The organism is Terrirhizobium terrae (assembly GCF_030323265.1).
In the GTDB taxonomy this organism is placed as follows: domain Bacteria; phylum Pseudomonadota; class Alphaproteobacteria; order Rhizobiales; family Rhizobiaceae; genus Neorhizobium.
The window spans coordinates 383054-406404 of record NZ_CP104991.1; the positions used below are offsets into that span (position 1 = coordinate 383054).

A 23351-nucleotide genomic window follows, 5' to 3' on the forward strand; every position below is an offset into this window, starting at 1 on the left:
ATGCAATTTCTAATCTTTGAAATGCAGGTCAAGCCTATGGAAGCCGATAAATCCACCGACCGGGTGAGGAAAACTCTCGAGAAAATGATCGTCCAGGGTGATTTTCAAGACGGTGCCAGGTTGGATGAGACCAGCCTTGCGGAGCGGCTAGGAGTATCTAGAACGCCCCTCAGAGAAGCGTTTCAGTCCCTTGCCGCGTCGGGTCTTTTGGAAATTAGACCACGCCGCGGTGCCTTCGTGAAGTTCCCCACGTTAGAAGACATGATCGAGATGTTCGACGTCATGGCAGAGATTGAGGCGCTTTGCGGCCGTTACGCGGCCCGCAGAATGTCGGCAATCCAGCAAGCGGAGATCGAAGCTGCGCTGCATGCTTGCGAAAGAGCTTTCGAGGTGAATGATCCGGAGGAGTACTATCGAGCGAACCATGCTTTCCACAACGGTATTTACGAAGCCTCCGGGAATCGCTTTCTCGCAGGAGAAGCGGACCGTCTTCATATGAGGCTTGCACCCTTTCGCAGACTACAACTTCTGGTCCGGGGACGCATGCGTGAATCCCTTAGGGAACACCAGGAGATATTTGCGGCGCTTGTCAACGGAGACGAGTCGGCCATCAGCCGACTCATGAAAAATCATATCTCGGTGCAGGGAGAGCGATTCAATGATCTCGCCGCAAGCTATCGCACCACTGTCCAAGCGAGGAGATCGGCGCGACCGTCTGATGCATAATCGTGACTGACAGGATCTCGCAGCTCTTGATGTTGGAGTGGACGGCCCCTGAACGGCATCAAAATGTGCCAGAATGAGCTGTTAAGATCTCAATCGAAGGGGCCGCCCATGGACAAGATTATTCGTATTGGCATGGATACGTCAAAGCATGTCTTTCAGTTGCATGGCGTGAATGCTGAAGAGAAGCCGGTCTTGCGTAAGAAAATGCGACGCAAGGAGATGATCGACTTCTTCACGACCAACCCGCCAACTTCGGTCGCGATCGAGGCCTGTGGTGGTTCCCATCATTGGGCGCGGTTACTCGCCTCATTTGGACATGAGGTGAAGATGATCGCGCCGCAACTCGCCAAGCCATATGTCAAGCGGAACAAGAATGACGCTGCCGACGCCGAAGGGCTGTGCGAGGCGATGGCCCGCCCAACGATGCGGTTTGTTCCGGTTAAGACAGTTGATGACCAAGCAGCACTCATGCTGATCAGCGTCCGAACCCGTCTGATCGCTAACCGGACCCAACTCGCTAACGCTATACGGGGTTACGCCACCGAATTCGGCATTTCCGCAGCTAAGGGGTTAGCACATATTCCGATGCTGCTTGAAAAGATAAAAGCTGACAAAACTGTGCCAGAGCTCGCACAGGAATTATTTATGAGCCAGGCCGAGGAATACGCTGAACTGGAAAAGAAGATCGCGGATGTGGAGGCCAAGGTAAAGGCATGGCAGCGTAACGACCAACGCAGCATACGCCTCAACACCATCCCCGGCATTGGACCCATCGGTTCGGCTCTTTTGATAATGAAAACTCCCGCTCCGGAGCTCTTCAAATCTGGTCGCCAGTTCGCTGCTTGGATAGGGCTGACGCCAAAAGATCACTCGACCGGCGGCAAGCTGCGGCTCGGTGGTATCACGCGAGCTGGCGATGAGGCTCTACGGGCCATCCTGGTGAATGGAGCAACCGCTGTCATTCATCACGCGCGGCGATCCGGAAAAGCCTCTCGTTGGTTGATGGAACTGCTCAAGCGCAAGCCACCTAAACTGGCAGCTGTCGCACTTGCCAACAAAATGGCGCGCATAGCTTGGAAACTCATGGTCTCCGGAGAAACGTACAGCGCACAATCGGCATCGGCTTCTACGGGATGCGCCACATGAAGACTAGGAAGCAAGAACCAACTGCATCCTGATCTTCACCGCGTATAGGCAATACTAAACTTGCAAGATAATAGCAGATGGTGTGATCGATCGATCCGGGACACAGGACACCCCGAGAATCCCTTCGGCCCGTCAAGGCCGCCTTGATGTTTGGGACCTGTGTCGCGGAAACCATCTTGGCCAGCGTTCATGTGCGAGCGCAACAACAGGCCGGACATATGGACGCAAGCGATCAGATCAAATTATCGAAATATCTTGCGGGTCGGGGGCCGTCCACATAAGAGATTCGAACTCTCGACGCGCGATACCATCTCGTTAAACGCCTGATAACGCGCATGTTCATGAAACATACGTCGATCGCCCAACAACTATTAGGGAAACTTGATCGATTGCATCTGGCGCTCCAACTGTCCCTCATCCCAAGCGGCATAAGATGCGTTCACAGCGGACTGGCGGCAATAGCGATGTCTTACTGCAAAATATGAAACACTTTATCGTATTCATCAGTACAGCTCGCTGAAGACCTTTTCAGCGATAAACTCAATGAAAGCGCGAACTTTTGGAGCCCGTGCAGACATCGGAGGCCACACAAGCGAAACGCTGCCTCGCTCTTCTGTGTAATCTGTGAGAACGGGTTGAAGTCGGCCAGCCGCAATGTCTTCTTTGACGAGATAGCTTGGTACTTGAACAATACCCAAACCACCAAGCGCTGCGGATGCAAGTGCCTCGCCATCGTTCAAAATAATCGCCGGTTTAATCGGCTTTAACTGACTGGAGCTCTTAAACGCCCAAGTCTCCGGACGGCCGGTCGTCGGGAAACGATAAAAAATGCAATCGTGGTTTTGAAGATCCGCCGGATTTTGCGGAATCCCACACCGAGTAAGATAATACGGAGATGCACAGGTGGTGAACGTATGGGGGCCAATCCGCCGTGCCCGTAACGTAGAATCGTCCAACTCACCAAGCCGCAGGACCACGTCGTAGCCGCCTTCAATGATGTCGACCTTCACGTCATCGAGAACTATGTCAGTTGTAATGTCCGGGAATTTGGCCTGGAAATGCCTCAACGCCGGCATGATGACCTTGCGCCCCAACACGGTCGGTACGCTCACTTTGAGACGACCTCTCGGCGCACCTTGAAGCAGATGAAGCTCTTGCTCCGCATCTTGTAGATCTTTCAAAATGCGCGCGACGTATCTATTCAGAACTTCACCTTCACCGGTCAAAGCCAATGACCGTGTCGTCCGGTTAAGCAATCGCAGCCCTAACCGCGCTTCAAGCCGTTCCACCGATTTGCCAACGGCCGATGAAGATAGCCCAAGCTTTCTCCCCGCGGCCGCAAAACTCCCGGTTTCCACGGCAACTGAAAAAGCGACCAAGCCACTAAGGGACTCTATTGAGAGGACTGACGACATTATGTCCGGGATGATGAGACATGTAACCCTATTCCGTCAACCGTCGTGATCCTACACATTTCACCACCGACGTGGCGCGGCCGAAGTGGCCGGCGGTTCTGAGCACATAGCTACTGAGTCCCGTAAGGAAAAGTCATGACCGCTCCGACCTTTAAAACATGGGCTGACTGGATCAAAAAAGGCAGCGTCGCTCCGCATATTCGGATATTAAAGTCCGCAGGCACAAAACTTGACATGGTGGAGGCGATCCGGCCGAGGGGGATCTTTCTCGGATGGCGCTGCCGAGTATGGTCCTCAATCAAGATTTGGTAGGCGGCGCACACTTGTGCGGCGATTTTGGCGGCGGTCCCTTCGCTGGGACTAGCATCAAACGAGGCTTCTATCTCGCTCCACCTAATGCAGATTACAAGCTTACCGTCGATACCGAGCATCACACTCGCGCGCTCGCTTTTTCATTTGATTACTGGCAAATGGTGGTCGACTGGGCTGCAGATCGCAACTTCTCGCTAATGGGCTCGAGGCTCTATAACGGTAAATGCTTCCGCTCACCCTTGATCCATTCGATATCCAGCCAGCTATGGCGGCTAGGCGACGAGGACGGGGCACCGTCGCGAATGCTAGCGCAAGCTGCGGGATGCGAAATACTGGCCGAGTTGTGTCGACTGAACGGCGCCCCGTTCTCCCCCTCAAATGGCGGCTTGGCGCCTTGGGCGGAACGGCGTTGCATAGAGATAATGCGGATGCGGCTCGCAGAAGATCTGAGCCTCGTCGAGCTAGCAATGGAAGTGAAGCTGTCGCCTTTTCACTTTTCCAGAAAGTTTAAACAGAGCGTCGGAGTTCCCCACGGCTTTTTCTGACGCAGCTACGCTTGGAAAAAGCATGTGAACTCCTGCGGTGTTCGGATCTCCCAGTTACAGAAATAGCATTCGAAGTTGGCTATTCCTCTAGCCAGGTGCTTGCTCGAGTTTTTCTCAAACATTGGAATATGACCCCTACCGATTACCGCCGCGACCACCGACGATTGCAGTAATGGTCACCTATGAACCGGGGCATTTCGAGTGTTTCCAACTCACTTTAGGGGCGTTTCTTGGGTTGTTTGAAGAAACGCAAGATTGGCAACGCCGAAGCCGCGAATACGGCGCCCGGTTTTGAAGGCAATGGGAATAAGCTGGAGATGACACCATGACATCCCATACTTATGCGTCTTTCCCGCAATGGTATAGCGAAGGTAGGCTCTCTAACTATTTGCGATCGCTAAAATCGCCCGGAGGTCTTCTGAGCATGCTTGAGGCGGCGCCGCCAGCTGGCGACATGTCGCATCCGTCCGTGCCGGATCTTGTACTGTATCAAGATGTGCTTGGCGGCAATCGCGTAAGCGGCGATATGGGAGGCGGGCAATTTGATGTGAGCAGTAGCGCGCAAAGTTTCTTTCTATCCGCGCCGGATTTTGCCAACAGAATTATGCTGAACAGAAGTCATCAGGTTCGAAGCCTGTCATTCCCCATGGCCCAGTGGCGGGATGTGATAGACGAGGCCACTGATGGCGGGTTCTCATTCGAGCGCGCGGGGATTTATGGCGGAACCCTCTCCTCGCCTCTGCTCCAAACCACATTTCGCAGCCTGTGGGCGATATGCGATCAAGAGGGAGCACCATCTCGTTTGCTAGCCAGAGCTGCCGGTTGCGAAATTCTTGCTGAGCTTTGCCGCTTAGGTGGCCAGCCAATAAAGGTTGGTAGAGGTGGTCTCGCTCCCTGGGCTAAACATCGCTGCGTTGACATGATGAAAGCGCGACTGGCGGAAGACATCAGCCTCGATGACCTTGCAAACGAAACGCGGCTTTCGCCTTTTCATTTCGCGCGCATGTTCAAACAAACTGTTGGGATGCCACCGCAGGCCTACCTCACGCAGCTCAGAATAGAACGAGCTTGCGAGCTGCTTGAGTTGACTGAAGTTCCAATCTCCACCATCGCTACGAAAGTGGGTTATTCTTCCGAAAAGGTGCTAGCGCGCGTCTTCCGGAGGCATCGAGGTAGCACGCTGTCAGACTACCGCCGCGCTTTTCGGGGTGAATCAAGATATGACGTGAAGGGTAGCGAGATCCTTCGCAGCGTCGCCCAGTCACCAGAAAATTGACGCTTATTCGCCTGACACAAGGATAAACCACCGACGGTAAAATGTCGGCGCTTTGTCGTGGTTGCTCTCAGGGAGCGGCGGTGCTCCCGTCTGCCATCAATGTCCGCGTATTAGGGACTTCGCTGATGATCTGTCCCTCGTACCTCGCCACGCAAATTCGCGATACAGGTCACTGCGAAAGTGCCCCTACCCGGCGCCCTGGTGAGGCTTGTCCAGCAACTGCGGCAGCTGCCGCTGGACAAGCTTCACCAATCACGCATTAACAGAAGCAATGTACCGCAAAATTCGACCCAAGCCGCACGATGAGCAACGTACGATCTCAACTAAATTGGCAGAATGCCTCCAGTCCGCTTGTTTGGGGAAGCAACGCGATTCTGATGCTGCGATTAGCGCTGGCCCGGCGACCCGACAGCCCGGTGAATGGAAGGACACTTGATTATGACATTTGTGCCAGTCAACGCATCGACCCGTAAAGCTTTCAATTGGATCAATGGCTCTCAGTGCCAAGAAGGCAACTTGAAAGAGTCGATCGACCCTGCAACTTATAATGTTATTGGGTACTTTCCTGACTACGGAATAGAGGCCGCGAAACTGGCCGTCGCGGCGGCCTCTAAAGCCTTCCGCGAAAGCATCTGGCCTCATGACCATGAATTGCGGGCTCGAGTGCTTGATCAACTGGCCTGCGCTTTTGAGCGCAATCGCGACAGACTGCTCGCGATTCTGTCGTTGGAGAACGGCAAGGTAAAGGCAGAAGCCGAATTCGAGTTGGATATGGTCGCGAGTAAGCTCCGCTACTCGGCGGCAACGGCTCTCGTCGAGGGCGGCAGGGCGCTTACGCCAAAGCCTGGCAGCATCTCCCTGATCCTTCGGCAGCCGATGGGGGTCGCGGCGGTCATTGCACCTTGGAACTCTCCGGTCATCCTGACGATCCGGTCGCTCGCCCCCGCGCTTGCTGCCGGCTGCACCACGGTCATCAAGCTTCCAAGTCAGGTGGCGCAAACGGCAAGCGTCATGGCGGAGGTCATGGCCGAAGCAGAAGACCTGCCGAACGGCGTGATCAATCTCTTTTTCGAAAGCGGCCCGGAAGGCTCAGCATATCTCGTGGACTCGCCGGACGTCCCGGTCGTGAGTTTTACCGGTTCGACCCATACAGGACGCGCCATCAGCAGTACGGGAGCGAAGTACCTTAAGCGCTTCGGAATGGAACTCGGCGGCAAAACGCCGATGATCGTCTTCGATGATGCAGATTTGGATGCCGCATTGCCTGTCTTGGAGAAAGCGTTGACGGTCTTCAGTGGCCAGTTTTGCATGACCGGCTCTCGCTTGCTCGTGCAGAATGGAAAATACGAGGCTGTTCGCGACCGATTGGCCGATCGGTTACGAAACGTCAAGATCGGTCCCGCCGCGGACCCATCCAGCGACATGGGACCACTGATCGATCGGGCCAATGTGGAGCGGGTAGATCGTGTCGTTGAGGCGGCGATCGGTGCCGGGGCCAAAGTAGTCGAGCGAGGCGGTCCGATCAAAGCCGGCCCGCTTGCGAACGGAGCCTTTTTCCGCCCTGCCCTTCTAGAGGTTTCGGACAACAGCCTCGCCATCATCCAAGAGGAAGCATTCGGGCCGGTGCTCACGATACAGCGCTTCGCCGATGAGGAGGAAGCGATTCGACTTGCTAATGACAATGAGTACGGGCTGTCGGCCAGCATCTGGACACGCGACGTAGATCGATCGCTGCGCGTGGCGCAGGCGGTTGAGGCGGGGTCGGTGTGGATCAATGACTGGGCGAAGGTCTACGACAGCACCGAGGAAGGCGGCTTCAAGCAGTCCGGTCTCGGCCGCCTGAACGGTCTGGCTGCGCTGGACGATTTCATCGAACACAAGCATATCGCGCTCAAGCCGGGCTTGGCGCTGCGCTGACAAATGTCACTCAAACGGAGGAATACGATGTCCACGAACCTGCACGCCAATCAATTGTCACAAGCCGAGCCTGCCTCTCCGGCTTCGCCTTTAGCGGTTTTGCAGTCGATCCTGTCAAACCCGACCGACCTGGATTTCGTCAAACAATTCACGACAGACGATTTCACTTATGTTTCACTGAATTATGAGCACCCGGAGCTTAATCGGATCATGCCCTGGGCCGGTACCAACGAAGGCACAGAAGGACTGGTTCAGACTTTTATCGATGTCGGCCGCTACTGGACGACAGACAACTTCGAAATCCAGGACAGTTTCGAAAATAAGAACGGCGCGGCGATCTTCGGCACCTTCACCTACACATCGAACGTTCTGGGTAAAACGGTGACGTCGCCCTTTTCCGTTCTGGCGCGCGGCGAGGACGGCAAATTGTCCTACGTGCAATTTATGGAAGATACTTTCGCAACCGTCCGCAGTTTCAGAGATGGCGGCGAGTATTCCATCAAAGCGAACCCGGACGGGTCCGAGATCACCGTCTGAGGGTAGGTCCGCCTCGCCCGGTATCTGTCACCCGATATGATGGCGGTCGGAGCGGCATTTCGTTGAAGGGCGACCTCACCAAACTTCGGCAAGTTTCTGGAATGTAGCGCCGAAGAGACCAATCATGATCCAAATTGCTGCCAAGGTTCGTGCCGAGCAGCTTTCAACCGATGGCCACTTAGGCTGGGCGGCGCCTTTCGCCGTGGCTGAATGTAAGGATATCCAGATGGCAAACTTTCTGCAGGTGCTAACTCCATCAAACTCTCAGCTCATCTTCATTGACCAACAGCCGCAGATGGCGTTCGGCGTGCAGTCGATCGATCGCCAGACCTTGAAGAACAACGTTGTCGGCCTCGCCAAGGCTGCGAAGATCTTCGACATTCCAACGACGATCACAACGGTCGAAACGGACAGTTTCTCCGGCAACACATTTCCGGAGCTACTTGCTGTCTACCCGGAACACGATATTCTCGAGCGGACCTCGATGAACTCGTGGGACGACCAGAATGTCCGCGATGCGCTGGCGAAGAACGCGACCGGTGGCCGCAAGAAGATCGTTGTCGCCGGTCTGTGGACCGAGGTCTGCAACATCACCTTCGCGCTATCAGCACTCCACGATGTGCCGGATTACGAGATCTACATGGTCGCGGACGCTTCGGGCGGCACTTCACTCGACGCACACAGATACGCGATGGATCGCATGGTGCAGGCCGGTGTTATCCCGGTGACCTGGCAGCAGGTTCTGCTCGAATGGCAGCGCGACTGGGCCCACAAGGACACCTATGACGCCGTCACTTCGCTGGTGCGCGAACATTCGGGCGCCTACGGCATGGGCATCGATTACGCCGTCACCCACGTCCATGGCGGCGCTGAGCGCGTCAAGCACGGCAATCGGATCGGCCCGAACCCGGCTGCACGTTAACGCCTGATCCAACCGCTCCGACAACCCCTGTCGGAGCGGCTTTCGCCGTTGAAGGAGGTCTTCAGTGAAAGTCTATCTTCTGTCGCTTGGCGCCGGTCTACTCGTCGGCGTCGTCTATAGCCTGCTCAGTGTCCGCTCGCCAGCACCGCCGGTCATAGCTTTGGTTGGACTGCTCGGCATTCTCATCGGCGAACAGATCGTCCCGCTTGCGAAGACGATCTGGGGCAGGCAGCCCGCGGCGGTCTCGTGGCTCGATCACATCAAGCCGCACATGTTCGGCCATCTGCCGAAGGGCAATCACGGCAGCGCCGAGATCGCCGGCCGCCAGACGCGCCCCAAAAAGGAGAACAGCTGATGCCCACACGCAGGACCCTTCTCGGCGCAGCATCCAGCCTCGCCTTTCCATCGCTCTTCTCATCGGCTCATGCCGCCGATCTTGTGGAAACTGGAGCCGCCGCCATTCATCCCGATATCATCCTTCACAACGGACAGGTCACCACCCTCGATCGGGCCAATCCGAGCGCGAGCGCCGTCGCCATCAAGGACGGTTTGTTTCTCGAAGTGGGGGAAGATGGCGACATCATGCGTCTGGCCGGGCCTCAGACCAAACTCATCAACCTTAAGGGCAAGCGCGTGCTGCCCGGTCTGATCGACAATCATACGCACGTCGTTCGCGGTGGCCTGAACTACAACATGGAGCTGCGCTGGGACGGTGTGCGATCGCTTGCCGATGCAATGGACATGCTGAAGCGACAGGTGGCGATCACGCCGGCACCGCAATGGGTGCGCGTCGTCGGCGGCTTCACCGAGCAGCAGTTCGTCGAGAAGCGCCTGCCAACGCTCAAGGAGATCAACGCGATCGCCCCCGATACACCGGTCTTCCTGCTGCATCTCTACGATCGCGCACTGCTAAACGGTGCGGCGCTTCGCGCAGTCGGTTACACGCGCGATACGCCGAACCCGCCAGGCAGCGAGATCAGCCGCGATGCCAACGGCAATCCGACGGGCATGCTGATCGCCACACCCAATGCGACCATTCTCTATGCGACCCTGGCAAAGGGGCCGAAGCTGCCACTCGACTACCAGATCAACTCCACCCGCCACTTCATGCGCGAGCTCAATCGGCTTGGCGTCACCGGCGTCGTCGATGCCGGCGGTGGTTTCCAGAACTATCCGGACGACTACCAGGTCATCCAGACGCTATCAGACGAAGGTCAGATGACGGTGCGTCTCGCCTATAATCTGTTTCCTCAGAAGGCGAAGGAGGAAAAGGCGGACTTTCTCAAATGGACGTCATCGGTCAAGTACAAGCAGGGCAACAATTATTTCCGCCACAACGGTGCGGGAGAAAGCCTCGTGGCATCGGCTGCGGACTTCGAGGACTTCCGTCAGCCCAGACCCGACGCGCTGCCGGAAATGGAGGGCGAACTCGAGGAGGTCGTGCGCATCCTTGCCGAGAACCGCTGGCCCTGGCGCCTGCACGCCACCTATGACGAAACGATTACGCGCGCGCTCGATGTGTTCGAGAAGGTCAACAAGGATATTCCCTTCGAGGGGCTGAACTGGTTCTTCGACCATGCCGAGACCATCTCGGATAAGTCGATCGATCGCATAGCCGCACTCGGTGGCGGCATCGCAACCCAGCACCGCATGGCTTTTCAGGGCGAATATTTCGTCGAGCGTTACGGCCATGGCGTCGCCGAAGCCACGCCGCCGATCTCGCAAGATGCTGGACAAGGGCGTGCACGTCTCCGCCGGCACCGACGCCACCCGTGTCGCCTCGTACAACCCTTGGGTCTCGCTCTCGTGGATGATCACGGGAAAGACTATCGGCGGCATGCAGCTATATCCGCGCGCCAACTGCCTCGACCGGGAGACGGCGCTGAGGATGTGGACCGAAAAAGTTACCTGGTTCTCCAACGAGGAAGGCAAGAAGGGGCGAATCGAGAAAGGACAGTTCGCCGATCTGATCGTGCCGGACAAGGATTTCTTCTCGTGCCCCGAGGACGAGATATCCTTCCTGACCTCGGATCTCACCATGGTCGGCGGTAAGATCGTCTACGGCGCCGGTGCCTTTAGGGCGCTCGACGAAAACGACGTGCCGCCCGCAATGCCGGACTGGTCGCCTGTGCGCACATTCGGCGGTTACGCCGCCTGGGGCGAGCCGGACGGCGCTGGCCGAAACTCGCTGCGCCGCACGGCGATTTCGACATGTGGCTGCGCCAGTGATTGCGGCGTCCATGGTCACGATCACGCCGGTGCCTGGACCTCGAAACTGCCGGTCGCGGATCTGAAAGGTTTCTTCGGCGCCCTCGGCTGCTCCTGCTGGGCGTTTTAAAGACTGGCAATAACCGGATGGGCAGTGGCGAAGACTGCCCATCCCGCATCGACCGCTAGCGACAGAATTGCATCTCCATTTTTTTAGTCACTTGTCGAAGCCAATTTTTCGACCATCGCCGCTCCTGACACCGACGGTTTGCGCCGGCAGGACATTTTAAGAGAAGCAAAGATGACAGATCACTTTCCATCCAGAAGGCGCGCCGGCTTGTTGCCTCCCCGGTTCCTTTCCGCCTCGCCGATCTCGCACCACGGCGCTTGTTGCCCTCTGCGCCGCCTATATCCAGGGACCGCTTACCAAGATCTTCGATTTCGACGGCGCACTGGCCGAGATGACCCATTTCGGCCTGCATCCGGCGACCTTCTTCGCAGTGTCCGTGATCGTATTCGAGCTTGTCGCCTCCGCCATGGTTATATCCGGCTTCCTGCGCTGGGCAGGCGCGCTTGCACTGGCCGGCTTCACGCTCCTCGCCACTTTCATCGCCGTTCGCTTTTGGGAAATGGCACCGGGCATGGAGCGGATGATGGCAACCAATTCGTTCTTCGAGCATATCGGGCTCGCCGGCGCATTCCTCCTCGTCACGGCGATGGATCTCGACAGGGATGCAAGGCCGTGAGCGCCGCAAGCGCCCCGCGCGGCAGTTTCGCGCCGCTCGCCCAACCCGTCTTCGCCGTTCTCTGGGCCGCGACTGTGCTCGGCAACACCGGCAGTTTCATGCGCGACGTCGCCAGTTCCTGGCTGATGACGGATCTCTCGGCATCGCCGGCTGCCGTGGCGATGGTTCAGGCAGCCGCCACGCTGCCGATCTTCCTGCTCGCCATCCCCGCCGGTGTCTTGTCCGACATTCTCGATCGCCGCAAGTTCCTGATCGCCATCCAGCTCCTGCTGGCGTCGGTCAGCATTACGCTCATGGTCCTCGCGCAGACTGGAATGCTGTCGGTCGGCGCGCTGATCGGCCTCACTTTCCTCGGCGGGGTCGGCGCGGCCTTGATGGGACCGACCTGGCAGGCAATCGTGCCTGAGCTGGTGAAGCGCGAGGACGTCAAAAGCGCCGTCGCCCTTAATTCCCTCGGCATCAACATCGCCCGGTCAATCGGCCCCGCGGTCGGCGGCCTGCTGCTCGCCGCCTTCGGAGCGGGCGTAACCTATGGCGCCGATGTCGCCAGCTATCTTGTGGTCATCGCCGCGCTTATCTGGTGGCCGCGGCCAAAGAACGCCGATGATGCGCTGGCCGAAGGTTTTCTCGGTGCCTTCCGGGCAGGGCTGAGATACACTCGCTCCAGCCGGCCGTTGCATGTCGTGCTCCTGCGGGCGGCGATCTTCTTTGCATTCGCCAGTGCCGTATGGGCTCTCCTGCCGCTTGTCGCGCGGCAACTGCTCGGCGGGGATGCAGGCTTCTACGGCATCCTGCTCGGTGCGGTCGGGGCCGGTGCGATCGCTGGTGCCTTCATCATGCCGAAACTGCGCGAACGGCTGAGCCCGGACGGGCTTCTGCTCGCGGCCGCGCTGACCACTGCGGTCGTCATGTCCATTCTGTCGCTCGCTCCTCCCAAATGGGTCGCAATCATCGCCCTTATGTTTCTGGGCAGCGCGTGGATCACTGCATTAACCACCCTCAACGGCACGGCACAGGCCGTCCTTCCCAACTGGGTGCGCGGCCGCGGGCTCGCTGTTTATCTCACCGTCTTTAATGGTGCGATGACGGCTGGCAGCATCGGCTGGGGTGCGATCGGCGAAGCGGCGGGCGTGCCCGCCACGCTGTTGATCGGCGCTGCGGGCCTCGCCATCGCCGGTCTCGTTATGCACCGCCTGAAACTGCCGGCGGGTGACGCCGACATGGTCCCGTCCAACCACTGGCCCGAACCGCTCGTCGCCGAACCGGTCGCCCATGATCGCGGCCCCGTTCTCATCCTCATCGAGTACCATGTCGAAAAGCATCATCGTACCGCGTTCCTGCATGCGATCGATCGGCTCTCCCACGAGAGACGACGCGACGGTGCCTATGGATGGGGCGTGACAGAGGACAGCGCCGATCCGCAAAAGATAGTCGAATGGTTCATGGTCGAGATCCTGGGCCGAGCACCTGCGTCAACACAGACGGGTCTCGAATGCCGATGCCGATATGCAGGGCGAGCTTCTGACCTATCACAAGGGTCCCGACAAGCCGGTCGTGCGCCATTTCCTGGCGATCAACCGGTCAGGTAAGACCTGATCTAGCAGACAGAAACGAGTCCTCCCAATAATGGGGAAAACGGACGACGTTGCAGTCATTGTAGTGGCACTACCGCCGAGAACTATGGCGACTGAGTTTTTGAAAACTAAATACCCTTGTCAGGGGCCTCGTTGCCGACAGCGTCACGCAATTCGTCGACGTAACAGGGATACTCCGCCGCTGGCGGGCTGAAACCTGTGGATCAATGTGGACTTGCATGATGGCAGAACCGGTTCCTGTCCGTCCAGCCAGATCGCCCCCGGGAGTGATAGCGAAGCCGCCTCCGCCGAAGCGTGGACCGTCCGCAGAATGCCCAACCCTGTTCGAACTGACGACATAACTCCCAGAGACGAGTGAGGCCATCTTGCCGGCAGTTATCCAGCTGTCGTGGGCGGAGCCGGTTGCCCGAGGAACGGCGATCAAATCGGCTCCACATCGACCATAGTGTCTAGCATGTTCGTTGAACATGAGTTCGGTACAAAGGAGCACGCCTACACCTAGACCGCAGATATTCTGGATGTTGAAGCGTCCATCGCCTCGATTGAACCAAGACACTTCGGACCAACCCGGCTCCTGCGGAAGGTAGGTTTTTGTATGCAAGGGGCGAACCTGGCCGTCCTCGATGACGATCGCCTCATTCGCAAGGCGGCCGGCGAGGAGGATTGGGCGACTTGTTATTATGGCCCGAAGGTTCAGCGCGGCGAGACCCGTAATTCCAGCTTCATGAATCTCAACGCTGTGCCTTGCGTCCTCGTTGGCGAAATCATGCTTTCGAGCCAGCCACGGACCAAAAGGCATTTCATTCATCACCAGTATATCGGGCCGGCACCTGGCAACAGCTTTGGAAAATTGCTCCCATGCTGGACCAAGCGGCTGCAAGCCATCGGCCATCTCGACGTAAGCACAAATGGGCATCATTTTCCTCCACCTCAGGGGATTGGGCTTCATATTGACTTAAGATCAGACGCCCCGGTCGCCCTAAGCTTCTCGACTGACGGACCGATATTCTCAGTGTGGTAGCGAATGCGATAGCCGACAGGCTCAAAAGCTATCGTTTCGACGGTGACTTCGCGGTAGCAGCATTTTTGGCTTCTTCGATGGATAGGCGAACCGCTCGTTTCATGGCATCGGCCTCGCCGAATATCGCAACAAAAGCCGTGGCACCTTCCAACCGGGCTAACGTGTCGGTCGCGATTTCGCGAGCGACATCAACAGGCATGGCGCGTGACAAGATGCTCGACAAATGATCGCGATGCGCTTGGAAAAACGCTCGAACAGCATCCTTGGCTATCGGGGTCTCGTCACTTGTACCGTAAGCTAAGTGAAGGCCCACACATCGGCCGCGATCAGTAAGAGTGGTCGCAATTAGCTCGATGACCTCGACAAATTCATCATCCCATTGCCCAGAGCCTGGGTCTCTCTGACAGAATGTTTCTTGCAAGGTAAGATCGAGTACTGCCGGAACGAGAGCCTCCTTGTTGGGAAAGCGGACGTATAGCGATGATTTCTTCAGACCCACGGCATCCGCGAGATCATTCATCGACGCGCCGGCGTAGCCTTTCGAGCGAAACAATTCCCTCGCAGTCGATACAATTGTTTCTCTCATAACTTTCATGCGGTTTCTCCGAGCCAAGCTTCCGATGCCTCATACACCACCCTCCAAGGGTTGACAACCGACCGTTCGGTCGTATTTTGCATGTATCGTCTGTTGTTGGTTTGCCAAGACCTTTCAGAAGGAGTTCTAGCATGGCCGTAAGCTACAAAACGCAAAAGGTAAAAGACGTCGAGGTTTTCTACAGAGAGTCTGGCTCAAGAGACGCGCCGGTCCTTCTTCTGCTCCACGGCTTTCCATCCTCCAGCCACATGTTCCGTGATCTGATCCCGCTACTGGCAGATCGATACCGCGTCATCGCACCTGACCTTCCCGGGTTCGGTCAAACGACCTCGCCTCAACGTGGTAATTTTGCTTACACATTCGACAACCTCGCCGATGTCATCACTGGGTTTACGGAGGCGCTCGGCCTCACCCGTTTTTCACTTTACGTGTTCGACTACGGTGCACCGGTCGGGTTCAGGATGGCAATTGCCAATCCAGAGAGGATCACCGCCATAATCAGCCAAAATGGCAACGCCTACACCGAAGGGTTCAGCGATGAGTGGACCGCGTGGGAGGCCTATTGGAGGGACCCCTCCGACGAAAACAGAGAGGCATGTCGGGCATCCTTATCTCCTGCGGTGATCGAGAACTGGCAATACCGCACCGGTACATCAACGGAGCGCCTTTCGCCTGATGGTTATAAACTCGACATCGCGTTCATGTCGCGGCCGGGAGCGGAAGACATTCAACTCGATCTTATCCTCGACTACCGGACAAACATCGACCGGTATCCGGAATTTCAGACGTACTTCCGGAATCATCAACCACCGTTCCTGGCGGTCTGGGGCCGACATGATCCAGCATTCGTCCCGGCGGGTGCCGAGGCCTACAAGCGTGACCTACCCGCCGCGGAGGTCCATCTGCTCGATACCGGGCATTTTTCCTTGGAAACACATGCTGATGAGATCGCTCAGTTCATCCAGAGCTTCCTGATCAGACACGTTTGAGCTCGGCACACAGTCAACCAGTCAAGTCCGGCTCTAGGATCAACCAAAGATAGACAATTGGGAAACTTCGCAGGAACACAGGGGTCGTATTAGCCTGTCCCAGCGTTCCAGCTTACGCAACAGAGATTGGCGCGTCCCGGACCTACAGAATGCCAGAAGCCCCACGAAATATTGGTTGCTCCCTCGGTTCGCCGCTTCGGCAATTTCGCAGACGACCTGAAACACACCAACTCATTTAGAAAGAAAGGAACAGAAATATGATCAATCTTGAAGGCAAACGAGCATTAGTAACCGGCGGCTCGCGAGGCATTGGTGCTGCAATCGCGTTGTCGCTTGCGGAAAATGGCGCGGATGTCGCGTTCACCTATCAACGCTCCGCTGAAAAGGCTTCAAAGGTAACGGAAGCGATCGAAAAGTTGGGGCGCCGTGTGGCTGCGATCCAGGCTGACAGTGCCGACCCAGAGGCAATTGCCAACTCCGTAAGCGAGGCCGTCTCCGCTTTGGGCGGGCTGGACATCCTTGTGAACAGCGCTGCGATTGGCCACAGCGGCATGATCGCAGACCTTGATGTTTCTGCATATCAGACGTTGATGGATGTGAACGTGCGAGCTCCGGTCCTGTTCGCGAAGGCCGTCATCCCGTATCTCGGCAAAGGCGGCCGTATCGTCACAATCGGCTCGGCTCTGGGTGAGCGAGTACCGTTCCCCGGCATTACACCCTACGCCATGTCTAAAGCAGCACTCACATCCTTCACGCGCGGCCTTTCGCGTGAACTTGGTCCGAATGGTATCACCGTTAATATGGTACAACCCGGCGCTACTGATACGGAAAGCAACCCGGCGGACGGACCAGCTTCAGAGCTCCAGAAAAGCTTGACCTCCCTTGGACGTTATGGCGAACCGCGGGAAATTGCGAACGCGGTCGTATTCCTCGCAAGTCCAGCCGCAAGTATCATTACGGGCGCCATTCTAACCGCAGACGGCGGTGCGATCGCCTGATCTGCCGGGCAAGAGCTTGACGGAGTGATGGTACCCGCTAAGGACCCGGCCGTGACGGGGCGGTCTTTCTTGGTGGGCGCCATCTCCAAAACCAACCTCACAACTGGAGACCGTAATGGCAAAGCCTGAACTTTTCGTCACACCCGGGTACGGGCAGAAATTCCATGATCTTTTGCACTTTTCACAAGCGCTCAAGATAGGTGATCGCGTTGAGATCTCCGGCCAAGGCGGATGGAATGATGAACTTGAAATCCCGGATTCAATCGTGACCGAGATCGAGACAGCCTTCGTGAATGTCCGGCGAACGCTGGCCACGGCTGGCGCGGATTGGAAGGACGTCGTCCATGTCAACTCTTATCACGTCGGAGGCTTCCCAGCGATCGTGAACGAAACGATTGCCGGTCTTTTCCGCGAATACATGCCCGATCGAGCACCGATTTGGACTCAGACCGGCGTCGAATCGCTTGGGCTCCCTGCCATGCGAATTGAGATACGTGTCACCGCCATCCTAGAATGACGGCACCTATCACGGCTGCATTAGCGATGCAAAGACCACCCATATGACTATTGCAAGCAACATCGTCAATTCTATCAGACCCCTCTGACTGGGAAGGAAAATGAGATGAAGACCGAAGACATTTGCCCCATTCCCACACCGCAAGAGCGCTCCTTCCTGGCAATCCAACAAGCGGCCGAACGGACGATGCTTGAAAAGGTGTCGCGGGCCATCTCCGATGCGGCAGCCGAAACCGCGAGGAACGCGCAAGACGCTGGTTTAAAGTTCGAGCCGACGAGTGAAGGGTATTTCATGTTTGCCGTCCAGCAGGCGACGTTCGTGCGCCTTTGCGGAGGCAATCCGGATACGCTTCGAGGAGGAAACCCGGAGGTCGGTGATCAAGTCGTTCGAAACTGTCGCAACATCATCGACACCTATTGGAAGAGCCAGTCTGCGCACACCAAGATGCCGTGACAACCTCCTAACGTGTCCGACAACCTGCTACAACATCAGACGAGGTGCGTTATGAAGTGGGAATACCTGACAGTCGACAAGACACTCGATAATCAGCAGATAAACGAACTTGGTGAGGCCGGCTGGGAATTGGTCGCGGTCGTTTCACCAGCCCATTTCGTCTTTCATTATTTCTTCAAGCGGGCAACTGAACCGCTGCAACAACTATCATAGGATTAAAATAACCTACGGGCGTTCGCCCTTCAATGCAGATGGCGCCCGTGGCAGGGGTGGGAAGACCGCGATCCGCCCCACTCGCTGAGTGATCCTTCATTGAATAGAGCGGAGTGCGCTATTTGCTGCCAACTGGGTTTATCGGTGAAGGATCGTTAGTCCGTACCGCGACGGAAAAGGAAGAACAGATGAAGGCTGCAGTCTATGACGCCCCTGGTGTTCCAGGCGTTCTTGAATATGTCGATATGCCGGATCCCGTCTGTGGACCTGGCGATGTACTCATCTCTGTGGAGGCTATATCCATCGAGGGCGGCGACCTCATCAATCGCCGATCCACAAAAGGCCAAACCCGGTGGATCGTCGGTTACGCAGCCGCGGGGACGATCGTCGCAGTCGGCGATAACGTGCAGCACCGGAGTGTTGGAGAAAAGGTGACCGCCTTTAATATGCAGGGATCGCATGCCGAGCTCTGGGCCGTGCCCGAAATGCGCACATGGTTAGTCCCCGATGGCTTGAGCATGGTCGAGGCGGCGGTACTGCCAATTTCCTTTGGTACGGCCTATCACTGCGTTATCACCAAGGGTGAGGTGCGGGCGGGAGAGACCGTGTTGATCCATGCGGCCGCGGGTGGTGTCGGGATCGCTGCGGTTCAGCTAGCAGAGCGGGCCGGGGCGAAGGTGATCGCCGTTGCCAGTGGCAATGAAAGACAGGCGCGCCTAAGCGCCCTCGGTGCAGCACATCTCATAGACCGCCACAAACAGGATGTGGTTGAAGAGGTTCGGCGGCTGACGGGTGGCAAGGGTGCGGATCTCGTCATCGATCCGGTCGGGTCGACCTTGCAGAGTTCGCTGTTGGCGCTCGCGCCAGAAGGACGGCTGGTTTTCGTCGGCAATGCAGGGGAGGCGGTTTAGCCGTCGATCTTTGGCAACCGATGCAGAACAACCAAACGCTGCACGGCGTATTCATGGGAGCCCTGTTCGAAAGGCATGCGGTGCACGATACGGTCGACACCCTCCTGAGAGCCGCGGCCGAGCGACGCTTGGAGGTAGTCATTGATCGGACGTTCTCACTCAAGGATGCCGCCTCGGCGCATGAGCACGCAGAGACGGCAAAGCCTCTTGGGCGAGTCGTAATGAAGGTCTGAAGCCACGAGTACGAAGATCCGAGTTAGAAAGGTTAGTTCGACATGAAACGTATTTCATTCAAAAATGGAAACATTGAAGTTGCCGGCAACCTGCATCTGCCTCTCGGGTTCGATGGCAGCCTGTCCTATCCGGCGATTGTTCTGGCGACGCCCGGAAGCAGCGTGAAGGAACAGATCGGTGCTATATATGCGGGTAATCTGGCGCAGAAAGGTTTCGTCGCTCTTGCCTTCGATCCGTCCCATCAAGGCGAAAGCGGCGGCGAACCGAGAGACCTTGAGGATCCGGCCGCCCGCGTCGAAGACCTTCGTTGCGCGGTCGATTATCTGACAACGTTGTCTTACGTCGATTCTGACCGGATCGGTCTGCTCGGCATCTGCGCCGGCGGAGGCTACGCTATCAGCGCTGCGTTGACCGAACGCCGCTTTAGGGCAGTGGGAACGGTTGTTGCCAACGACATCGGTGAAGCGCTTCGCCGCCTGCTGCCGGACTATCGCCAAACGCTTGCGGACGTGGCAAATCAGCGGACAGCGGAGGCACTTGGCGGCGAGCAGCGCCGGGATCCATGGATCCCCGATAGTCTGAAGGAGGCCGAAAACGCGGGCATAACTGAGCCGGATGTGCTCGAGGCTGTCAGGTTTTACCGTGAGTCTCAATATCGCCACCCGAACTCAACGAACCGCCTGCTATTCGTCAGCTATGGCCCCATTCTCAGCTTTGACGCATTTAGCCTTGTGCCCGATCTGCTGACTCAGCCCCTTCAGGTGATTGTCGGAGGTCGGCGGGGGACCACCGGCCAGTTCGAGTCAGGCCAACGTCTGTTCGACCTCGCGCCTACCAGCGCGAAGGATTTCATGGTGGTGGAAGGTGCCGGTCATTACGACATGTACTACAAGCCGGAATACGTGGATCAAGCGATTGATCGGCTGGCCGCATTTTACGAGCGTTACTTGAATGCTATTCTGCCCGATACCTCACTGCACTAATCAATGGGAGTTGTCAGATTGTCACCCAACTTTCGAATGATTTTTTCAAGTTGCGGGGAAGAGTATAGCGGTCGGCCCGTTTCCGCACGCGCAGGAGTATCGCTTATCCGGAATCTTCATGTCAGATGATCAGATGGGTCGGGCACCGCATCCGCATCGCCATTCTTGACTTGTCGCGTGACCATCTTCGTTCGCTTTACTCTAAGGTGGGGTTACTAGCCGGACAGTCTCGCTGTCTTCAAAGGACAATACCTAATATGCTTTGACCGCAGCTACGCGGTCTTTTCGTGAAGAATTGCCTCCTGCCTCAGCGTGCTTCTACATGCCCCCGCATCGACTGGGAGCCCGCTGAGTTCTTGTAGTTTCTCCCCCATTTGCACATACTGACAAGTACCGGAGCCAGGGACCGCCCCAACTCGGTGAGCTCATATTCCACCTTTGGCGGCACCTCGGGGTAGATGATCCGGCTGATGATGCCATCGGACTCCAATTCTCTGAGTTGGAGTGTGATCATTCTCGGCGTCGCTGCAGGTGTAAGACGGCAAATGGCATTGAAGCGTAATTTGCCGTCAAGCAGATGAAAGAGGATCACCGGTTTCCACACACCGCCGATGACAGAGATCGTCGCTTCCACAGCGCAGCCCGTCCTGAGAGCCGTGCGGCGTTTGCGTTTCAAAGGGATACTATCATTCATGATACTACATGCGCTTTTTGTACGTACTTCACCAACGGTCATCGTACCTTTACTTGGGTTATATGGAAAGACGGTGCGCCGCGTTTCCAGCCGCGCGACCAAAGTAGGAAACCAATCCAATGTCTACCGAACAAAAGCCGCTGATCTCGGTTGTCGGCGCCACCAGCAAGCAGGGTCGCAGCGTCGCCACGACGCTACTCAAGAGTAAACAGTATCGGGTCCGGGCGCTCACCCGCAATCGTGACTCTGCCGAGGCCCACAGCTTGGCGGATCTCGGTGCCGAAGTCGTTGTCGCCCCGCTTGGCCTCGGCCACGAGAAGGACCTCGTGGCGGCGTTCAAGGGTGCCGACGGAGCATATCTTATGACGCCGCAGCTCCTGCCGCAGGATAATGCCGAGTTCGTGCTCGGCAAGCAGCTGGCAGATGCGGCGTTGGAGGCCGGCGTCGGGCACATCGTTTTCTCTACCCTCGAGAATGTCGAGAAGATTTCCGGCGGTAAAAAGTTCACCCCGCACTTCACCGACAAGGCCCTCGTCGCCGACTACATCCGCACGCTCCCGATAACGCACTCGTTCGTCTCGCTGGCCTTCTTCTATACCAACCTGCTCGAATACTATGTGCCACAGATGGAGGGCGACACACTCCTGATGCCGATCTACCTGCCGGAGGATTTCCGTGCACCCTTTGTCGATCCTGTTACCGCGACCGGCCCGGCGGTGTTTTCCGTGTTCTCCGACCCTCACACATTCAAGGGCAAGACACTCCCGATCGTCGGCGACATCCTTTCTCCACGCGAGATGGTCGATACATTCCAACGCGTCACCGGTGTCAAAGCTGAGTACCGCAGTGCTTTCAAGCGCGAAGAGCTTCTGAAATTCTTCCCGGGTTTCGCCACCAACGAGCTTCTGGTCGACGAGTTGATTGGCATGGTCGAATTTGCTGTCGAGTACGGCTACTTCGGCAAAGAACACGACTTGGAATGGAGCCGTCGACTGAACCCGCAAACGCTCTCTTGGGAGCAGTTCTTGAAGTCGACCGGATGGCGCGGCGACAAGACCCAGTTCGGCCTTTGAAACTCTCGACCGGTATCAGTAAGCGCGAGAAAATCATCCCCTGGCTGCTGACGCCGGAAAAGCACAATCAGGCCTATGGCTGCAGGCGAAGCCCACCCGTACCCCGACCGAATTCAATCCTTCGACAGTGGTGAAACAACAATGAGCATAGAAGACAACAAGCAAATCGTACGAGAATTCTGCAACCATTTCAAAACGTCGAACACGGACGGATTGATTGATGCCATGACCGAGGATGCCACATGGTGGGTCAACGGCAAGCCGCACCTGTTTTCATCCGCAGGAACCAGGACCCGAGCAGAGACCGCCAGCATGTTTCGCAAGATGTTTTCGGCCTACACGAACGGTCTCGATATGACGATCATCAACACGGTGGGCGAGGGCGACAGTGTGGCTGCCGAAGCCCAATCGCGCGCGACCACAAAGTCGGGCAAAGTCTATGAGAACGCGTATTTCTTCCTCTTCAAGATTCGACAAGGAAAAATCGCGATCGTGAGGGAATACACTGACCTCATGCATGTGCAGGAGACATTTGGTTGATCTTTCATTGTGCTTTGATGCCGCTGGCGCAGCGTCCGCACGGACCCCAGCGTCAAGGCCAACCATCTCGGAAGCCTTGATCCAGTCTGGCCTCTCATTGGCAATTTCGGGGCTCTTGAACCATATTGAACAGATGCCCCCCTACCCTGAACAGCGTCACCGACAAATTGATTTTCCAATTCCTTAGATTTTATAGTGGCTAAGCCGCAGTGCCCGACCAACCATTGGATGCAGCGCCATTATCAAGTAACAATTTTGGGCTGGATCATCATAATGATTATTGCAACGATGTCCTTAAATCCGCCGCCGCTCGGATCGCGTCACGATTTCCGGTTTCCGCTACCGCTTCGAAGAGCCTGAGCGCTTGAACGTTATCTCCAAGGTTTTGCAGCGCGTAGGCTCTCAACACCATGAGGTCTGACGCCTCGGGCTGGAACCTAGCGCGTTGGTCTAAATAAACGATCGCTTCACGAAACCGTCCCGCAGTGAAAGCAGAGGTGGCGCGGTCCGCTAGGATAGCCAGCTGCAGTTCGAGCGACCTTCCCTGCCGCTGTGGGGCTTTGGCTGCGGCGACTGCCGCCTTGTTCGTCAGACCGAGCCTCAAGTACGCAAGGCTCTGACCGTAAGAGGCATCGGAACGCGACCTGTCATCCCCTGTCAAAAGCGCCGTATCAAACGCTTCAGCTGCTTCCATCGGTCGGTTCAGTTCCATGAGGCACCATCCCCGCGAGAGGGCCGCGGATGCCGACATACCCACTGAACTGCCTGTCGCCAAGCAATTGCGA

Annotated in this window: 23 protein-coding genes and 4 pseudogenes; 21 read left to right on the forward strand and 6 right to left on the reverse strand. The window is 56.9% G+C overall.

Annotation, left to right across the window (positions count from 1 at the left end):
• The first annotated feature begins 36 nt into the window (after window positions 1–36).
• On the forward strand, window positions 37–726 hold the full coding sequence (locus N7E02_RS05720; RefSeq protein WP_286579050.1) for a GntR family transcriptional regulator: 690 nt from the start codon (window positions 37–39) through the stop codon (window positions 724–726).
• A 108-nt stretch (window positions 727–834) separates the two neighbouring features.
• On the forward strand, window positions 835–1872 hold the full coding sequence (locus N7E02_RS05725) for an IS110 family RNA-guided transposase (protein ID WP_286579051.1): 1038 nt from the start codon (window positions 835–837) through the stop codon (window positions 1870–1872).
• 503 nt (window positions 1873–2375) lie between these two features.
• Here N7E02_RS05725 and N7E02_RS05730 read toward each other — a convergent pair.
• A complete protein-coding gene (locus N7E02_RS05730) occupies window positions 2376–3104 on the reverse strand; it encodes a substrate binding domain-containing protein (protein ID WP_286579091.1) in 729 nt (242 codons plus the stop codon).
• Between the two features lie 36 nt (window positions 3105–3140).
• Window positions 3141–3287: pseudogene (locus N7E02_RS05735) on the reverse strand (helix-turn-helix domain-containing protein); the annotation flags it as partial.
• A 272-nt stretch (window positions 3288–3559) separates the two neighbouring features.
• Between N7E02_RS05735 and N7E02_RS05740 the strand changes: the two are divergent.
• The 10 genes and pseudogenes from N7E02_RS05740 to N7E02_RS05785 all read left to right on the forward strand — a co-directional run bounded on the left by N7E02_RS05740 (window position 3560) and on the right by N7E02_RS05785 (window position 13346).
• The gene (locus tag N7E02_RS05740; protein ID WP_286579052.1) at window positions 3560–4144 is read left to right on the forward strand and encodes an AraC family transcriptional regulator; all 585 of its coding nucleotides are present in this window, start codon (window positions 3560–3562) and stop codon (window positions 4142–4144) included.
• Between the two features lie 11 nt (window positions 4145–4155).
• Window positions 4156–4317, forward strand: a complete 162-nt coding sequence (locus N7E02_RS05745; protein ID WP_286579053.1) for a helix-turn-helix domain-containing protein — start codon at window positions 4156–4158, stop codon at window positions 4315–4317.
• A gap of 251 nt (window positions 4318–4568) precedes the next feature.
• Window positions 4569–5420, forward strand: coding sequence for a helix-turn-helix domain-containing protein (locus N7E02_RS05750; RefSeq protein ID WP_353622819.1), 852 nt, complete (start codon window positions 4569–4571; stop codon window positions 5418–5420).
• Between the two features lie 438 nt (window positions 5421–5858).
• Entirely contained in the window at window positions 5859–7337 is a 1479-nt protein-coding gene (locus N7E02_RS05755) for an aldehyde dehydrogenase family protein (protein WP_286579055.1), read from the forward strand.
• A 27-nt stretch (window positions 7338–7364) separates the two neighbouring features.
• On the forward strand, window positions 7365–7874 hold the full coding sequence (locus N7E02_RS05760; protein ID WP_286579056.1) for a nuclear transport factor 2 family protein: 510 nt from the start codon (window positions 7365–7367) through the stop codon (window positions 7872–7874).
• A gap of 226 nt (window positions 7875–8100) precedes the next feature.
• A complete protein-coding gene (locus N7E02_RS05765) occupies window positions 8101–8796 on the forward strand; it encodes a hydrolase (RefSeq protein WP_286579057.1) in 696 nt (231 codons plus the stop codon).
• Between the two features lie 64 nt (window positions 8797–8860).
• Complete coding sequence (locus tag N7E02_RS05770; RefSeq protein WP_286579058.1) at window positions 8861–9151, forward strand: XapX domain-containing protein; 291 nt, start codon at window positions 8861–8863, stop codon at window positions 9149–9151.
• Window positions 9151–11134, forward strand: a pseudogene (locus N7E02_RS05775) (amidohydrolase). Before N7E02_RS05770 ends, N7E02_RS05775 begins: the two are co-directional and overlap by 1 nt.
• Window positions 11135–11312: 178 nt before the next feature.
• Window positions 11313–11750 (forward strand): DoxX family protein, encoded by a 438-nt coding sequence (locus N7E02_RS05780; RefSeq protein ID WP_374730632.1) that lies wholly within the window; start codon window positions 11313–11315, stop codon window positions 11748–11750.
• Window positions 11747–13346 (forward strand): annotated as a pseudogene (locus tag N7E02_RS05785) (MFS transporter). The gene N7E02_RS05780 and the pseudogene N7E02_RS05785 overlap by 4 nt, the downstream one beginning before the upstream one ends.
• 69 nt (window positions 13347–13415) lie before the next feature.
• Here the strand turns inward: N7E02_RS05785 and N7E02_RS05790 are convergent.
• A complete protein-coding gene (locus N7E02_RS05790) occupies window positions 13416–14294 on the reverse strand; it encodes a carbon-nitrogen hydrolase family protein (protein WP_353622820.1) in 879 nt (292 codons plus the stop codon).
• 100 nt (window positions 14295–14394) lie between these two features.
• Window positions 14395–14961, reverse strand: coding sequence for a TetR/AcrR family transcriptional regulator (locus N7E02_RS05795; RefSeq protein ID WP_286579059.1), 567 nt, complete (start codon window positions 14959–14961; stop codon window positions 14395–14397).
• A 131-nt stretch (window positions 14962–15092) separates the two neighbouring features.
• Here N7E02_RS05795 and N7E02_RS05800 point away from each other — a divergent pair, with 131 nt between their 5' ends.
• The 7 genes and pseudogenes from N7E02_RS05800 (at window position 15093) to N7E02_RS05830 (ending at window position 20259) form a co-directional block, all read left to right on the forward strand.
• On the forward strand, window positions 15093–15950 hold the full coding sequence (locus N7E02_RS05800) for an alpha/beta fold hydrolase (protein WP_286579060.1): 858 nt from the start codon (window positions 15093–15095) through the stop codon (window positions 15948–15950).
• Between the two features lie 257 nt (window positions 15951–16207).
• On the forward strand, window positions 16208–16948 hold the full coding sequence (locus N7E02_RS05805; RefSeq protein ID WP_286579061.1) for an SDR family NAD(P)-dependent oxidoreductase: 741 nt from the start codon (window positions 16208–16210) through the stop codon (window positions 16946–16948).
• A 115-nt stretch (window positions 16949–17063) separates the two neighbouring features.
• Entirely contained in the window at window positions 17064–17465 is a 402-nt protein-coding gene (locus N7E02_RS05810; RefSeq protein ID WP_286579062.1) for a Rid family hydrolase, read from the forward strand.
• 105 nt (window positions 17466–17570) lie between these two features.
• Window positions 17571–17918, forward strand: a complete 348-nt coding sequence (locus N7E02_RS05815) for a hypothetical protein (RefSeq protein WP_286579063.1) — start codon at window positions 17571–17573, stop codon at window positions 17916–17918.
• A gap of 51 nt (window positions 17919–17969) precedes the next feature.
• Window positions 17970–18131, forward strand: a complete 162-nt coding sequence (locus tag N7E02_RS05820) for a hypothetical protein (protein ID WP_286579064.1) — start codon at window positions 17970–17972, stop codon at window positions 18129–18131.
• 188 nt (window positions 18132–18319) lie between these two features.
• Window positions 18320–19275, forward strand: a pseudogene (locus N7E02_RS05825) (quinone oxidoreductase family protein).
• 42 nt (window positions 19276–19317) lie between these two features.
• Window positions 19318–20259 (forward strand): alpha/beta hydrolase, encoded by a 942-nt coding sequence (locus N7E02_RS05830; protein WP_286579065.1) that lies wholly within the window; start codon window positions 19318–19320, stop codon window positions 20257–20259.
• A gap of 307 nt (window positions 20260–20566) precedes the next feature.
• Here N7E02_RS05830 and N7E02_RS05835 read toward each other — a convergent pair whose 3' ends face one another.
• Window positions 20567–20893, reverse strand: coding sequence for a winged helix-turn-helix transcriptional regulator (locus tag N7E02_RS05835; RefSeq protein ID WP_286578434.1), 327 nt, complete (start codon window positions 20891–20893; stop codon window positions 20567–20569).
• Between the two features lie 179 nt (window positions 20894–21072).
• Between N7E02_RS05835 and N7E02_RS05840 the strand changes: the two genes are divergently transcribed.
• Both N7E02_RS05840 and N7E02_RS05845 read left to right on the forward strand, forming a co-directional pair.
• Window positions 21073–22026 (forward strand): NmrA/HSCARG family protein, encoded by a 954-nt coding sequence (locus tag N7E02_RS05840; RefSeq protein WP_286578436.1) that lies wholly within the window; start codon window positions 21073–21075, stop codon window positions 22024–22026.
• A 75-nt stretch (window positions 22027–22101) separates the two neighbouring features.
• Window positions 22102–22566: a nuclear transport factor 2 family protein gene (locus N7E02_RS05845; protein ID WP_286578437.1), complete on the forward strand. Its 465-nt coding sequence runs from the start codon at window positions 22102–22104 to the stop codon at window positions 22564–22566.
• Window positions 22567–22843: 277 nt separating this feature from the next.
• Here N7E02_RS05845 and N7E02_RS05850 read toward each other — a convergent pair whose 3' ends face one another.
• Window positions 22844–23278, reverse strand: coding sequence for a hypothetical protein (locus N7E02_RS05850; RefSeq protein ID WP_286578438.1), 435 nt, complete (start codon window positions 23276–23278; stop codon window positions 22844–22846).
• Window positions 23279–23351: the final 73 nt, after the last annotated feature.